The sequence below is a fragment of the Sphaerospermopsis reniformis genome (genome assembly GCF_005402885.1).
Taxonomy (GTDB): domain Bacteria; phylum Cyanobacteriota; class Cyanobacteriia; order Cyanobacteriales; family Nostocaceae; genus Sphaerospermopsis; species Sphaerospermopsis kisseleviana.
Genome location: NZ_BJCE01000144.1, coordinates 1 through 14,160, shown reverse-complemented (window position 1 = coordinate 14,160; position 14,160 = coordinate 1). Strand labels below are relative to the sequence as shown.

General features: G+C 40.6%; 13 protein-coding genes. 6 read left to right on the top strand and 7 right to left on the bottom strand.

All coding sequences use genetic code 11. The features are described from left to right. Positions 1 to 93: 93 nt before the first annotated feature. Positions 94 to 249, top strand: a complete 156-nt coding sequence (locus FFR48_RS18205; protein WP_162501914.1) for a hypothetical protein — start codon at positions 94 to 96, stop codon at positions 247 to 249. A 60-nt stretch (positions 250 to 309) separates the two neighbouring features. Here the strand turns inward: FFR48_RS18205 and FFR48_RS18200 are convergent, their stop codons facing one another. Together FFR48_RS18200 and FFR48_RS18195 are read right to left on the bottom strand one after the other, a co-directional pair. Further along, entirely contained in the window at positions 310 to 945 is a 636-nt protein-coding gene (locus FFR48_RS18200; RefSeq protein WP_137668345.1) for an anti-sigma factor family protein, read from the bottom strand. A 161-nt stretch (positions 946 to 1,106) separates the two neighbouring features. Continuing rightward, complete coding sequence (locus FFR48_RS18195) at positions 1,107 to 1,763, bottom strand: RNA polymerase sigma factor SigG (RefSeq protein ID WP_096571688.1); 657 nt, start codon at positions 1,761 to 1,763, stop codon at positions 1,107 to 1,109. 549 nt (positions 1,764 to 2,312) lie between these two features. Here FFR48_RS18195 and FFR48_RS18190 point away from each other — a divergent pair. Continuing rightward, positions 2,313 to 3,107 carry a L,D-transpeptidase gene (locus FFR48_RS18190; protein WP_137668344.1) on the top strand — a complete coding sequence of 265 codons (795 nt, stop codon included), beginning with the start codon at positions 2,313 to 2,315 and terminating at the stop codon, positions 3,105 to 3,107. Between the two features lie 359 nt (positions 3,108 to 3,466). Here FFR48_RS18190 and FFR48_RS18185 read toward each other — a convergent pair whose 3' ends face one another. Both FFR48_RS18185 and hemL read right to left on the bottom strand, forming a co-directional pair. Then, positions 3,467 to 4,387 (bottom strand): M23 family metallopeptidase, encoded by a 921-nt coding sequence (locus tag FFR48_RS18185; protein ID WP_137668343.1) that lies wholly within the window; start codon positions 4,385 to 4,387, stop codon positions 3,467 to 3,469. A gap of 778 nt (positions 4,388 to 5,165) precedes the next feature. Further along, complete coding sequence (hemL, locus tag FFR48_RS18180; RefSeq protein ID WP_096571691.1) at positions 5,166 to 6,464, bottom strand: glutamate-1-semialdehyde 2,1-aminomutase; 1,299 nt, start codon at positions 6,462 to 6,464, stop codon at positions 5,166 to 5,168. A 204-nt stretch (positions 6,465 to 6,668) separates the two neighbouring features. Between hemL and hisIE the strand changes: the two genes are divergently transcribed. Then, the gene (gene hisIE / locus FFR48_RS18175) at positions 6,669 to 7,319 is read left to right on the top strand and encodes a bifunctional phosphoribosyl-AMP cyclohydrolase/phosphoribosyl-ATP diphosphatase HisIE (RefSeq protein WP_096571692.1); all 651 of its coding nucleotides are present in this window, start codon (positions 6,669 to 6,671) and stop codon (positions 7,317 to 7,319) included. A 691-nt stretch (positions 7,320 to 8,010) separates the two neighbouring features. After that, positions 8,011 to 8,220 (top strand): DUF2811 domain-containing protein, encoded by a 210-nt coding sequence (locus FFR48_RS18170; protein WP_096571693.1) that lies wholly within the window; start codon positions 8,011 to 8,013, stop codon positions 8,218 to 8,220. A gap of 145 nt (positions 8,221 to 8,365) precedes the next feature. Here the strand turns inward: FFR48_RS18170 and FFR48_RS18165 are convergent, their stop codons facing one another. Further along, positions 8,366 to 9,073, bottom strand: a complete 708-nt coding sequence (locus FFR48_RS18165) for a response regulator transcription factor (RefSeq protein WP_137668342.1) — start codon at positions 9,071 to 9,073, stop codon at positions 8,366 to 8,368. 562 nt (positions 9,074 to 9,635) lie between these two features. On the opposite strand from FFR48_RS18165, the gene FFR48_RS18160 reads away from it, so the two are divergent. Next, positions 9,636 to 10,262 (top strand): CPP1-like family protein, encoded by a 627-nt coding sequence (locus FFR48_RS18160; RefSeq protein WP_096571695.1) that lies wholly within the window; start codon positions 9,636 to 9,638, stop codon positions 10,260 to 10,262. Between the two features lie 96 nt (positions 10,263 to 10,358). On the opposite strand, the gene ptsP is transcribed toward FFR48_RS18160, so the two are convergent. Then, positions 10,359 to 12,863 (bottom strand): phosphoenolpyruvate--protein phosphotransferase, encoded by a 2,505-nt coding sequence (gene ptsP / locus FFR48_RS18155; protein ID WP_201277644.1) that lies wholly within the window; start codon positions 12,861 to 12,863, stop codon positions 10,359 to 10,361. A gap of 153 nt (positions 12,864 to 13,016) precedes the next feature. Next, the gene (locus tag FFR48_RS18150) at positions 13,017 to 13,157 is read right to left on the bottom strand and encodes a hypothetical protein (RefSeq protein WP_236104107.1); all 141 of its coding nucleotides are present in this window, start codon (positions 13,155 to 13,157) and stop codon (positions 13,017 to 13,019) included. A gap of 149 nt (positions 13,158 to 13,306) precedes the next feature. Here FFR48_RS18150 and FFR48_RS18145 point away from each other — a divergent pair, with 149 nt between their 5' ends. Beyond that, positions 13,307 to 13,999 carry an SDR family NAD(P)-dependent oxidoreductase gene (locus tag FFR48_RS18145; protein ID WP_137668340.1) on the top strand — a complete coding sequence of 231 codons (693 nt, stop codon included), beginning with the start codon at positions 13,307 to 13,309 and terminating at the stop codon, positions 13,997 to 13,999. The last annotated feature ends 161 nt before the right edge of the window (positions 14,000 to 14,160 follow it).

Genomic DNA, 14,160 nt, shown 5'->3' with positions numbered 1-14,160 from the left:
TTTAAAACAAGAAGCGGTCAGATTGATCGTGTTAGCCTGTGGACTAGATAGTGCCGACACTGCTAGGGTGAAACAGGAAGAAAAAGCCAACTTTTGTTAGCATTAGTTAGCTTTTTTGTATCGGAATATATCGAAATTTTTGATTTAGACCGCTTGTCTTTAGGTTGGGCTTGGGTGTACTTGATGACGATAGAAAAGGTTTACCAACTCCGTGGTATTCCTCAACTGGATGGTTGTTGGAATAGTTAACTTCACAGCTTTGAAGCTGTAATCTGTTACCTGTTGCCTGTTCTGTAATCTGTCAACTCATTAGTTAATGTTTAACTCTGAATCTTTTTGGAGAGTTTTTGACTCTGTAACTGGTTTTCTTGGAGAAGCTACTGCTGTTTTGGGAATTTCAATGACTGGGTTATTCAAGGCTACCATTAACGGTGAGGTAGAAACTGCTGGCTGACTTGTTACCGTTATTGGCTGTATTTTCTGTTGTGCCAGTTGTAATTTGGATGTATTACCGGGAATAAAGCCTGAGATTGAGCCGATGATACAAGCCGCTACAGCAGCCCCTCCAAACATCCAACCTAGTTGGTAACGGTAGCTCAAGCGTTTCCAGACTTGCTGGAATGTCACTTCTGGAGGCTGTGCAGATGCTGGTATGGGCATGGTTTTTACACCCTGCCGCAGTTTTAAAAGTCGTGCATACAGACACTTAACTGATTCATCTGTGGACAGCCATTGTTCTACTTGCTTACGTTCACCAGCGGTAATTTCGCCATCTAGGTAAGCACTTAATAACTCAAAGCGGTCAGTTTCGTTGTGTTGTCGGCAATCACGTTTCTCCATATCCTTAGTACCCGTTGATTCATTGGTATATTTAGCCATTCCATTTGCTACATCACTAGGGAATTGGGAGGGGGAACGGTCATCAAACTGAGAATCAGTATTCATCTTAACGTTTTTACCAAGTCATACACGGGTCAACACAGCGGATAAATTTGAGAATTTAAGCAATTTTACTTCCAAATGGTAGAAAAAAATTGAGATTTCACCACAGTTCTTGTTCTTTTAAAATTCTACCATTGAATTAAGGAAAGATGTTGTAAATTTACTTAACCATCTAGATAACTTTGCAACTGGGTTTGCAATCTGGATCTAGCCCTAGCTATTCTCGATTTTACAGTTCCTAGAGAAACGCCAGTAATTTCGGCAATTTCTTCATAGGGTAATCCTTCGATTTCTCTCAGGACAATTGTAGTACGGAACACCTCTGGTAAATCAGCGATCGCATCTCGCAGTTGTTCATAAAATTCTCTAGTAGTGAGTTCTTCCTCTGGTCCTGGTGTATCACCAGCAATTTCCCAATCCATCTCGCCGTCGTCTACCGAGCGGGGAGCATCCAATGACAGGGGGCTAACAACCCGTTTGCGTTTACGCAACTCGTCGTAAAACAAGTTAGTGGCAATACGGCTTAACCAACCCCGAAATTTAGCAGGATCTTGTAAGCGGTTAATATTGCGATAGACTCGAATCCACACTTCCTGAGCCAAGTCGGCTCTGTCAGACCAATCAGGAGCCAGATGGTATAAAACCTTATCGACCTGAGTCTGATAGCGCCGTAAGAGTTCTGCAAAGGCAGCTTTATCTGGGCGCAGTCCTGCTTGACAGCGTAAAATAAGATCGTGGTTTGAGAGTTTGTCAACTTGCACCGATGCTTGTGAATAATTGGCATCAACAGTTGACCAGGATACAGTAATCGATTGACTCATAGATCGTACTGGCTGTAAATCATCCCCTCCTATTAGACTAGATAATTAGAGAGATGTTCCTGGGTTAAGTGACGGATTTATGAGATCAACACAGAAATATAAATCAGGAATTATAAAAAAAGTGTTGAGTCTACAATGCCGAGTCTTGAGTATAGGGAAAAAAATCAGTAGGATGTATTCACTTAAACAACTGACTACTACCCCTTGACAATTGGGACTGGTGACTGGTGAATGGTGAATGGTGACTGGGAAGAAATATTTACCCTCTTCTTCCTGACTCCTGACTCCTGTACGGGCGTTCGCGAAGCGTGCTGGAAGCATCAGCATTCGGGCGATAAACTATCAATTTTTATCACAGGTTATTTTCCGAATGTTTCGCCCCTACTTCGCCCCTACGACTCCTGACTCCTAAAACTTCTAAATTATAAAGATATTGTCAGGGTAATGAGATAACTGATAATTATTGATAAATTCTTTGCTAATTGGCTGCTGTTGGCAGTCCATAATTAATTTTAATGAGCCAGATATGTCAGGGATACACAATAAGCAATGGCAATGGCAAGAAATGAATCTGTAGCACGGATGGTAATGTTCCTCTGTTTTGGCACAGCAATTTTATCTCTGGCTGTCCATTGGCACAGTATGAGAACAACAGCCCAGTTAAATCCATCGGTATCCACTACATTAAGGAAAAATTCTACTTCCCCGACTGACTCTAGTAAAAATATTTCTCCAGGTATTAGCATTGGGGAAACCGCTTTCGGCGCGTCTTTTCCCTCTTCTCCATCAAATTCTACTGCTGGGAAAAAATATGTAGCTAGTGCTGCGGATACACCAAAAAATACAAAGTTGGTGTTTCCAGAACAGATCGAGAAGCAGAAGACAAACAGCAAACCAAAGGGCTTTTTCTTTCGCGGTGTGGATGAGTCCACGTCTGTTCAAGGTTCTCAATCTACTCAGACAGAAGTGGTGGTTGATTTAAGCGATCACCGGGTTTATGTTTACCGCTATGACCAAGTTATAGCTAGTTACCCCATTGCTATCGGTAAAAAAGGTTGGGAAACGCCCACAGGTAGTTTTCAAGTCATACATAAGGAGCATCATCCCATTTGGAAACATCCCATTACAGGGAAAATATATGAAGCTGGTACTGATAGTCCTTTAGGAGACAGATGGATTGGTTTTTGGTCAGATGGCAGAAACGAAATTGGCTTTCATGGTACACCTGATACTGATTTAATAGGTGCAGCCGTGTCTCATGGTTGCTTGAGAATGCGTAACCCTGATGTGCGAATGTTATATGAGCAAGTAGATTTAGGCACACCAGTATTAGTGCGCGACTAAAATAGCAGTGGTCAGGAGGCAGGAGACAGGAGTCAGAATAATTTTAGATTTTAGATTTTAGATTGGAGTTGACAGAAACAATCCAAAATCCAAAATCCAAAATCCTAAATAGGGCTTGCTGAATAAACCCAAAATACTCGTAAATCAAAGGTTTGAGGCTGATCAGGAGGAAAGAAAGTGCAAGATTTTTGAAGGGTATACCTTAAAAACTGTGCACTTTGGGTCTGATAAATTAGAAAATCTGGGGATAACAGATAGCTCAAACTATTCCCTATTCCCTATTCCCTATTCCCTGCCTCAACGAAGGGACTTTTTCAGCAAACCCTAATTATGAATTATGAATTAGTAATTCTTAATTACTAATCAATTATCTTTGTTTTCCAAGATGAAGGATCAATAGATTTTCCATTGACATATAAACCCCAGTGTAGATGAGGTCCTGTAGAAGCACCTGTAGAACCTACTGCACCAATTAGTTGACCAGCTTTGACCATATCACCTTCTTTAACATTAATCCGACTGAGGTGCATGAAAATGCTGGTTACTCCTTGACCGTGGTCAATGCCAACTACATTACCATGAACTATGAAACCTTGGGATACTGTGCCTACTAAAGCCACTCTTCCTGCTGCTGGGGCAACTACATCTGAACCTGCTGCACCAGCGTAGTCTAGTCCTCGATGGTAGTAATCATTGGCAAAGTTACCATTATAGTAGCGCCTTACACCATAGGTTGTGGTCATCCGTCCTTGATTTGGTCTCAGGAAAACACCGTCCCAATATTTGTCAGGTGTTTGTAGGGCTTTAAACTCTTTAACTCGTTCTAGTTCATATTCTGTTGCTTTAACTCCGGCTTTTCCTGGGGGTAAATTAATACGTTGGATGGGAAATTTGCGATCGCCTACGTACACAGCCAAATTTCTTTGTCGCTGTCCCTCTCCTGACACAGTAACTTGTCTTACTCCTGGTTCTTCTAATGGAGTGGTAGGAATAAAAGCACGGTATTTATTGGGGGCAATTTCAAAGGCTGGATAGGTTTGTTCTCCAACTGTTACCGTAGGAATACCAGGCTGTTCTCCACTTTCTGGTTCAATTAATACGGAAATTGTATCTCCCAATTGCACTTTTTCCGGTAAAATCTGTACTTCTAAAGCCTCTGCTGGCAAGCTTAGTGCTATGGGAACAGCCGCAAGAATTCCCATTAACATCTTAGTGACACTGCTGACACCAACACGCTGTAACTTATCCTGAAAATTAATAACTTGAGCTTTGGTAGTCATAGGTTATAAAGAAATTGAGTGAGCCAAAACCACGCCCGATAAAGTATCAACGCCTTGCTATGATACTTTATCGTACTAAGGAACAGTGGATGTAGGCGAACGGATTGCCCATGCGTGGGGCAGTCATGATATCTTGTTTTCAACAGGAACGGTAATTAACCTGTATAAAAACCTAACTGCCTAACGGCAATCTGTACCTTGACAACTAAATCTATGGGGTTCTACTTCGTAGTTCTAACCCACATTCCGCACTTCGCTTTGTAATACATGAAAATTAAGAAAATTGGGGTTAATGGTGGTTGAATAGCGATCGACGAAAGGCTATAATTCATACGTTTAAATACTGAATAATATCAACATTTTTTGTAAAATTTATTGAAGTATTAACGTAGTACATTTTGAAGTGCGGAAAGTCGGATATAAGCAAACCCTTGTTAGGGACAATTCATGAATTGTCCCTACATCTTTTTCGGAGAGGTCTATTAAGTACCTGGGCAGAATTAATTTAACATTTTTGGAACAAACAAAAATCTCTGTATTCCTTATCTGTTCACTGTTAAGAGTTCCCTGTTCCCTATCCCAAATATAAAATTTATTCTGCACGACTACTTAGTTAGCTTTTTTGCATCTGCATCAAACTGTCAAAGGTTGTCGACATAAAGGATGTGGTTGTTAAAAAATAGGGAATAGGGAACAGGGAATAGGTACAAGGCAAAAGTAAGAATTTAGTTTTTACCCAGTCCCCAATCACCAATCACCAATCCCCAGTCCCCAGAAATTAGAGACTAGAAAGCACGTCCTTTGCAGCGGCTAACGTTTGCTCAATATCTTCATCTGTGTGGGCTAAAGAAGTAAACCCAGCTTCAAACTGAGATGGTGCTAAGTAAATACCACGCTCTAACATCCCACGATGGAATCTTCCAAACTTGGTTGTATCAGACTTTTTCGCATCTTCGTAGTTGTGAACTGGACCACTGGTGAAAAATAAGCCAAACATGGCGCTGATATGACTACCACAAGCAGCATGTCCTGTTTCTTGAGCAACTTTGAGCAAACCATCAGCTAGTTTTTTGGTGATGCGCTCCAGCTGTTCATAAGTCCCTGGTTTTTGTAATAATTCTAGTGTTTTAATTCCCGCAGTCATCGCTAAGGGATTTCCAGAAAGAGTACCAGCTTGATATACAGGACCGGCGGGGGCAATCATTGACATGATATCCCGACGACCACCATAAGCGCCTACTGGTAAACCACCACCGATGACTTTACCCATTGTGGTTAAATCGGGAGTGATGCCAAACTTCTCTTGAGCGCCACCGTAAGCAATACGGAAGCCTGTCATCACTTCGTCAAATACTAATAAAGCTCCATGTTCGTGGGTAAGTTCCCGTAAACCTTCCAAGAAACCAGCATCGGGAGGAATAAAACCTGCATTACCAACAACAGGTTCAAGAATTACACCAGCTATTTGATCACGGTTTTCTTCAAATAAGGCTTTAACGGCTTCTAAATCGTTGTAAGGCGCAGTTAAGGTACTGCTAGTTGCAGATTTAGGTACTCCTGGGGAGTCGGGTAAACCGAGTGTAGCTACACCAGAACCGGCTTTAACCAGGAACATATCAGCGTGGCCGTGATAGCAACCTTCAAATTTAATGATTTTTTCGCGGTTGGTGAAAGCTCGCATCAACCGGAGGACGGCCATACAGGCTTCAGTTCCAGAGTTGACAAATCTCACAATTTCGATGCTAGGAACTGCATCTATTACCATTTCTGCTAAGACATTTTCTAGCACGGAGGGAGCGCCAAAGCTAGTGCCTTTTTCTAAAGCTGCGTGTAATGCGCTGATTACTTCTGGATGGGCATGGCCACAAATAGCAGGACCCCAAGTACCAACGTAGTCTATATATTTGTTGCCGTCTACATCCCAAATATATGCTCCGTTAACACGATCAAATACTATGGGTTGTCCACCAACAGATTTAAAAGCACGCACGGGAGAACTAACGCCTCCTGGCATGAGGTTTTGAGCAGCAGCAAAGATTTCTTGTGATTTTGTAGTTTTAATTGTGGTGTTTACCAAGGTTATCTCCTATAGGTGGTAATTAAATTGAGCTTCTTTAATTAGGATAGGACTAAATGGGTAATGGGTAATGGGTAATGGGTAATGGGTAATATTTTTCCCAATCATCAATGACCAATCATCAATCACCAATCACCACTTTCTGCTAAACTCCTGTTAGCATCTGCAATTGATTAATAATTGTTAACTTACTCTAGTTTTTGTATGTCTTCTCCTGAACTGCTAACGCTCCAATCTGCCATCCCTGTGGAAAAAATTCGTTACGATGACAAAGGTTTAGTACCTGCGATTATCCAAGATTATCTAGATGGTACTGTATTGATGATGGCCTGGATGAATCAGGAGTCTCTGCAAAAGACTTTGGAAACTGGAGAAACTTGGTTTTGGAGTCGTTCCCGTCAGGAGTTTTGGCATAAGGGCGCTACTTCTGGACATATTCAGAAGGTGCAAAGTATTCGTTATGATTGTGATAGTGATGCTTTACTGATTGGTGTTGAGCAGTTGGGAGATATTGCTTGTCACACTGGGGAACGCAGTTGTTTTCATCAGGTTGATGGCAAGGTTCAACCACCTCCAGCAGATATGTTATCTCAGCTTTTTCAGGTAATTTGCGATCGCCGTGATCATCCTCATGAAAATTCCTATACCTGCAAATTATTGGCTGGTGGTGATAATAAGATTTTGAAAAAGATTGGTGAGGAAAGCGCCGAGGTTGTCATGGCTTGCAAAGATGATGATGCTGAGGCGATCGCCGGAGAAGTTGCAGATTTGTTTTATCATACCCTGGTGGCTCTAGCACATCATCAAGTTGATTTAAAAGCTGTTTATCGGAAATTACAAGAACGCCGGAAATAGGGACTGGTGACTGGGGACACTTCGACAAGCTCAGTGCATCGCTGGTGACTGGGGACTGGGTAAGAGTTTTTACCAATTACCAATTACCAATTACCAATTACCAATGACCCATTTATTAACGTAAGTTGCTAGTTCTGCAAGAAAGGCTCTCAAATCGAAGTCACACTGAGCTAAATTGTTACTAAACCTTGATATTTTTGTAATTCTTATTATTTGCGGCTATTATCCTCTTTAGTTCCACAGAATTTCCACAGGAAGTTTGCCAGTTTTCCACAGATGCTTGACGAACTAACAAAGCCTTGCTGGCTTACTGGGGATTTTATGCTTTGATGACTGAACTACATCACCAACTGAGTTTTTATTAAATTAAGTAACAAAAATATAGCTCTAGCCCTGATTATTTCGTGAGTATTTATTTTTTAACTACCGATTTTTAACATTTCGCAGCATTGACAAACCCACCCCCTCTGAGCGCACAATGATTCGGCTTGCTTTTTTATTCCGTTCCGACATGAGCATCAATTTTGCACAGTGAACTCAGGTATGAGTGGGGATTTTATGGCTGGTGACAATACTTGACCAATAATTCCTTGATGGTATGCCCCTGATTTATTTGTGGGTCGATCCAAAATCCAAAATTCGGATAAATGCAAGCAAAATTTCTTGATAGACCGTATAGAAGGGAAATCTTATGAACACAACAGTTAGTATCTTTACAGTGATTCCCGAAGCACTCCACGAATCCCTCAAAAACTATTTAGAAACCCATCCTGAGTGGGATCAAAACCGAGTATTAACTGCGGCGTTATCGTTGTTTTTGCTGCAAAATGGAGAGAGCGATCGCTATGCTGCTCGTATTTATTTAGAAACTTTGTTTCATCAAGAACAAAAATTTCTTTGATCCAACTCTTGAAACTATTCCCTGTTCCCTGTCTCTAAGAAAAGACTTTTTCAGCAAACCCTAAGTATTAGCACTGTGAGAGGTTGGTGATAGGGTGATAGGGTGATGTAATACAGCAGACACCCTACACGCAATACCCTTAGAGTTATTCGTTTTGTGGATTGGTAGTAGATTCAAATTTGTAACCTACACCACGTACGGTCTGAATTAATGCTGGTTGACTAGCATCAATTTCAATTTTCTTGCGAATTTGACCGATGTGAACATCGACAACTCGCTGATCTCCTACATATTCATAATCCCAAACCTCTTGTATAAGTTCTGATCGCCGCCAAACTCGACCTGGATGACTGGCTAAAAAATGCAACAAATCAAACTCCAAAGCGGTCAAGGGTACTGGTTCGTCATTAAGTGTTACTTCTCTCCGCACCGGGTCAATTATGAGTTTGTCAAAAATGAGGCGTTTTTGTTCTGCGGTGGTAACAACCCGCTGTCGCCTCAAAATTGCTGCTACTCTGACCTCTAGCTCTCCCAGTCCAAAGGGTTTGGTGAGATAGTCATCAGCACCTTTGGAAAAACCGTGAATTTTGTCAGTTTCATCTGTGCGACTGGTGAGTATAAGGACAAAAACGCCATTTCGGCTTTGCATCTCTTGGCACAGGTTAAAACCAATCGTATCTGGTAGGTTTACATCTAGAATTACCAAGTCTGGGTTAAATTGCTCAAATAAGTTGAGGGCAGTCTTACCATCTTCGGCAGCTTCTACTTGATAATTCTGTTTGATCAAAAAGCGTTGAATTAAATTCCGAACGGCGGGGTCGTCATCAACTACAAGAATCTTGGCAGGAGCCATGACCATTACTTTGCACAAAAATTCATTATGATTAACAGAGATATTACGTAAAAACGCATTTTCCTCTTTGGCTGTACTGAAAAATCTACAAGGAGTAGATAAGAGTATCCTGATTGTTCCAATAAACTGTAATTACAATTATGAAAGATGTAGACACTAATTTTACGAGTATCAGGTCTGCATTTCAGAATATGTACTATATCTACCGTATGGTTTTCTTGACCCTATTTGTAGCTTTCTGTTTCAGTTTGCATAGTGTGTACTTAGCTTAGTGAAACAGCAATTTAAAACGGTTTAATTTCAAATCAATATGCGATTTTATACCATTAATCAATATGGTTATCAGAAAATAGGTTGAAAACCTTTGATGGATGTCTGTGATGGCAATATGTTAAAGTAACTATGGTTTAAATTCTTGAGTCGAATAAACTCAGCTGTGCTAATATCCTGATTATGAGGATAAGAATCGGCCGAAAGCACTGTTTCGATTATCATAGAACTTAAGGTTGTTTTTTCTTCAACAAAAGACTGCTGCTGACTAGGGCTGAAGTAACACACTGCCATGAGCGATCAAAATCCCTACCAAAAACTTGGGGTATCAGAAGATGCTAGTTTTGATGAAATTCAGGACGCTCGCAATCGCCTGTTGGAGCAACATGGTGGTGATAGCAAGGGTCGGGAATTAATTGAAGCAGCTTATGATGCGATTCTAATGGATCGCTTACGAATGCGCCAAGAAGGTAAAATTAAAGTACCAGAGCGTATCCGCTTTCCAGAAATGCGAGTTCCATCTCCACAAAAAGAAAGTCCGGTTACTCGTGATCAGTCACCTGCATGGCTGCAACGAATATTGGATCAACCGAGTCTATCAGATGTACTCGCACCAGGAGCTTGGTTCCTGGGTTTAAGTGCTATTAGTTTATTTGTTCCTACTGCCAGCGATCAGGTTTTGCAACTGGGATTGGTGGTTGGGGTTGGAGTCAGTATTTATTTTCTCAACCGCAAGGAAAATAAATTTGGTCGAGCAGTTTTGTTTACCCTGGCAAGTCTTATTATTGGCTTAATAGCTGGGGGATTGATTGCAGTACCTGTATTACAGCAACTAGCTTTAATCAATATTACAGCAAATCAGTTTTCTACGGTTCTGACGTTTATTTTGATGTGGTTAATTAGCAGCTTTCTGCGTTGATAAGGCAAGAGGCAAGAGGCAAGAGGCAAGAGGCAAGAAAAAATAAATTAATTCTCAACTCCTGACCCTTTGATCTCCTGACTCCTGCTATATATTTTACCCTATAGGATAAACTAATTCTCTAACACTGGTGGCTGAATCTTGTGTTAATGCTACAGATGCGATCGCTTGGGCTTCTGAGATGGTTAAATGGGAAATAGCTTGTTTTAATGATGCTATAGCTTGGGGATTGACACTTAATTCATCTAATCCCAAACCTAATAAAATGGGTGCTACTAAGGTTTCTGCGGCCACTTCTCCACATAACCCCACCCAAATATTAGCAGCATGGGCAGCTTGTACTGTTTGCTGAATCATACGTAATACCGCAGGTTGCAAAGCATCGGCTAAAGTTGCTACTTTGGGATTAGTGCGATCGCCTGCCATCACATACTGACTTAAATCATTTGTACCTATACTAAAAAAGTCCACTTCCTGAGCTAACTGATCAGCAATAGCTACTGCTGCGGGTGTCTCTATCATCATTCCCACTGCCATTTTTTCATCAAAAGCTATTCCCTCTGCTCGCAGTTCTGCCTGCACTTCGGTTAAAATTGCTTTAGCTGCTCGTAATTCTGTTAAAATGGCAATCATTGGCCACATAATTTTGATATTATTACCGTAACTGGCGCGTAAAATTGCCCTTAATTGAGTTTTCAAGAATTGAGGATTTTCTAAACAGAAACGTATTCCCCGCACACCTAAGAAGGGGTTGGTTTCTTCACTCAAGGAACTCAGATTCAGATAAGGAAGTGGTTTATCTCCACCTACATCCAGGGTACGAATAATTAAGGGACGCTGGTCTAAAACCTGAGCTATAGCCTGATAAACTTCTAATTGTTCCTCTTCTGTGGGTGCTTTTGTCTTTTCCAGATACAAGAACTCTGTACGCAGTAAACCCACACCTTCTGCACCATGACTGACAGCGGTTTTGGCATCGGCAATACTACCAATATTAGCAAAAATTTGTATTCTCCGACCATCACGGGTAATTGCTGGCTGATGTGCTTTAGCTTTCGCTTCGGCTTGGGCGGTTTGCCATGTTTGACGTTTGGCTTCTAGGGCTGTTAATGTTTCTGCTGGTGGTGCTACCCAAACTTTACCGCTTTCGCCATCAATTGCCATCAAAGTGCCACTTTCTAAGGTTAACACTTGAGGAGTTACACCCACAACCGCTGGAATGCCTAATGTGCGGGCAATAATAGCACTATGGGAAGTTGCACTCCCAGAAGTCATACAAATGCCCATTACTTTAGCTGGATCGAGTTTAGCGGTATCTGAAGGACTTAAATCTGTACCGACAATAATTGATGGTTCTGTGATGTGCAAGTCAGTGGGCAGACTACCAAGTAAAATTCTTAACACCCTACGCCCGACATCAACTACATCATCTACTCGTTCTTGTAAATAAGCATCTTCTAGTTTACGGTAAGAATTTGCTACTTCATCAACTACAGCTTGCCAAGATACTTCTGCATTAAGGCGTTTTTCAACAATATGCTGACGTGCGGCTTCTAGCATGACTGGATCTGCTAAAAATAACAGATGGGCATCAAAAATAGCCGCTTCCGCATCACCAATTTGTATTGATGTATGGGAAAGTAAAGAAGCAATTTCCTGTTTAGCTATTTGGATAGCAGATTGTAATCTATGCCACTCGATTTCTACATTTTCTATGTGATATTCTGTAATTGGGATGGTGACAGATTGATAATGAATTAATGGGGCGATCGCTATTCCAGAAGAAGCAGCAATTCCTATGAGTTCTCCTTCCGTTGGTGATGTAACTTCCTCACGGGGGGCTGGTATTGCGATAATGCTATCATCTTCACCAAAGTTGTTAATAATCAATCCTTGTAAAGCTCTTAGCGCCTCTTGGGCATCCGTACCAGTAGCAGTTATCAGCAATTCATGTCCTTGACGTACTCCCAAAGTAGCAACTTGGTTAATACTGTCACCTCTGACCGCTTCTGTATTTCTGGTTAAATTTTGTACTTTAATTTGGGATTTAAACCGGGATGCCGTGGCTACAAACTGAGCAGCAGGACGAGCGTGTAAACCTAAGCGGTTAGTAATTTTGAGGCGAATTTCCTGGGTAGGAATTGCTGCTGTATTACCAGTTTGTGTACTGAAGTCTGATAATGGACTGGTGACTAAATTTAACTGAGTTGCTTTTGCTATTAATGCCCCTTGTGCTTCCGTGATCACTTGCTGGATGTTTTTCCCAGCAGCAGCAGCAACAACAGCAGAAATAGCGCCTTCTACTAATGGGGCTGCACATAAATAGATTTTTTCTCGTTGTTCTGGGGGTAGAAACTCCAGAGCCATTTCCGCACTCATTAAAGCACTACCCAAATCCATCAGCACGAGAACACCATCATCTGAGAATACAGAGGCGATCGCTTCATAAACCTTGATCGCATCTGTACCTAGTGGGTGTTCTGGATCATCAACACCTGCTGCTACAGCGAGGGGAATTTTGCCTTGAACCATCTGTGCAGCTAGTTCCTGTACTCCCAGAGCCAATTGTTTACTGTGCGAAACAATAACAATACCAACCACTGTAATACCTTAGCCAGTTACCCATCCTATTATGAATTGTGAAAATGAAAAGACTGTATTTATTTAGGTTCTATTTAGGTTTGAGAGGAGAAGATTAATATTTTGTAACAAGAACCAAGAAAAGGAGTCAGGATAAAGAATTAATGTTATTGTTTATGCTGCGCTATCAGCATTTAGTGAGTTTAACAACTGTTCTATAACTTCAATAAGTTCAAGTACAGATTTTATAGTTAGTGAAGTAGTTTTGAAACCGTGAGCGATCGCATTTCTTAACTGAAAATTATTTACACTCATAACTTACCAAATCTCTGTACATCTAGTATTCCCGTTTGTGACTAGAAATAATACAATGATTCCCCAAAAATTTTCCCATCTCCACACAACCGCTAGGTAGGGTTGCTACTATAGGAAAAGGTGAAAGAATAAATCAAATCATATCTAAAATGTCAACAACTTTAATTACCGGTGCGTCAGGTGGAATTGGCAAAGCTTTTGCAGAAGAATTAGCAGCACGCAAAACCAATCTGGTTCTCGTTTCCCGTTCAGAGGAAAAACTAAACCAAATAGCGGAAAAATTAGAACAACAACATCAAATAAAAGTCGAAGTTATACCCAAAGATTTGACAGAAAATAATGCTACTAATGAGGTTTTTGATTTTATTAAAAGCCAAGAAATAACAATTGATTTGTTAATCAATAATGCGGGTTTTGGTGATTATGGAGATTTTGCTGAACGAGATGGAGAACGACAATTAAAAATGATTCAATTAAATATTATGGCATTGGTAGATTTAACTCACAAATTTCTACCTTTAATGCGTCAACGTCGTTCTGGTAGCATTATTAATGTATCCTCAATTGCTGGCTTTCAACCAATGCCTTATATTTCTGTTTATGGGGCAACTAAGGCATTTGTTATGAGTTTTAGTGAAGCTTTGTGGGCTGAAAATAAAGATTATGGAGTGAAGGTTTTAGTAGTTTGTCCAGGTCCTACAGAAACAGATTTTTTCACTGAAGCTCAGTTTCCTGAAACTTTAGCCAGTGCAAATAATAAACTAGCTACTCCTGAAGAAGTTGTTAAAGATGCTTTACAAGGTTTAGAAAAAGGTGATTTAAATGTAGTTAGGGTTTGCTGAAAAAGTCGAGAAGCAACATAAGGATCATGAAGGGTATAATCAGGCAGAAATAAAGATAAGATTTTGTTGTCTAAACTTCACTAAATAATCAATTTTACTAATGAACCAAGGGAAAAAAGACGTAATTTTGAAAAATTGACAAAAAAATCGCCAAAAAAGCC

Bases quoted from the DNA above. Each gene is read 5' to 3' on its own strand.
- FFR48_RS18190 (WP_137668344.1), top strand. From the start codon at position 2,313: ATGGCAATGGCAAGAAATGAATCTGTAGCACGGATGGTAATGTTCCTC.
- hisIE (WP_096571692.1), top strand. From the start codon at position 6,669: ATGTCTTCTCCTGAACTGCTAACGCTCCAATCTGCCATCCCTGTGGAA.
- FFR48_RS18145 (WP_137668340.1), top strand. From the start codon at position 13,307: ATGTCAACAACTTTAATTACCGGTGCGTCAGGTGGAATTGGCAAAGCT.
- FFR48_RS18200 (WP_137668345.1), bottom strand. From the start codon at position 945: ATGAATACTGATTCTCAGTTTGATGACCGTTCCCCCTCCCAATTCCCT.
- FFR48_RS18185 (WP_137668343.1), bottom strand. From the start codon at position 4,387: ATGACTACCAAAGCTCAAGTTATTAATTTTCAGGATAAGTTACAGCGT.
- FFR48_RS18160 (WP_096571695.1), top strand. From the start codon at position 9,636: ATGAGCGATCAAAATCCCTACCAAAAACTTGGGGTATCAGAAGATGCT.
- FFR48_RS18165 (WP_137668342.1), bottom strand. From the start codon at position 9,073: ATGGCTCCTGCCAAGATTCTTGTAGTTGATGACGACCCCGCCGTTCGG.
- FFR48_RS18170 (WP_096571693.1), top strand. From the start codon at position 8,011: ATGAACACAACAGTTAGTATCTTTACAGTGATTCCCGAAGCACTCCAC.
- FFR48_RS18150 (WP_236104107.1), bottom strand. From the start codon at position 13,157: ATGAGTGTAAATAATTTTCAGTTAAGAAATGCGATCGCTCACGGTTTC.
- FFR48_RS18195 (WP_096571688.1), bottom strand. From the start codon at position 1,763: ATGAGTCAATCGATTACTGTATCCTGGTCAACTGTTGATGCCAATTAT.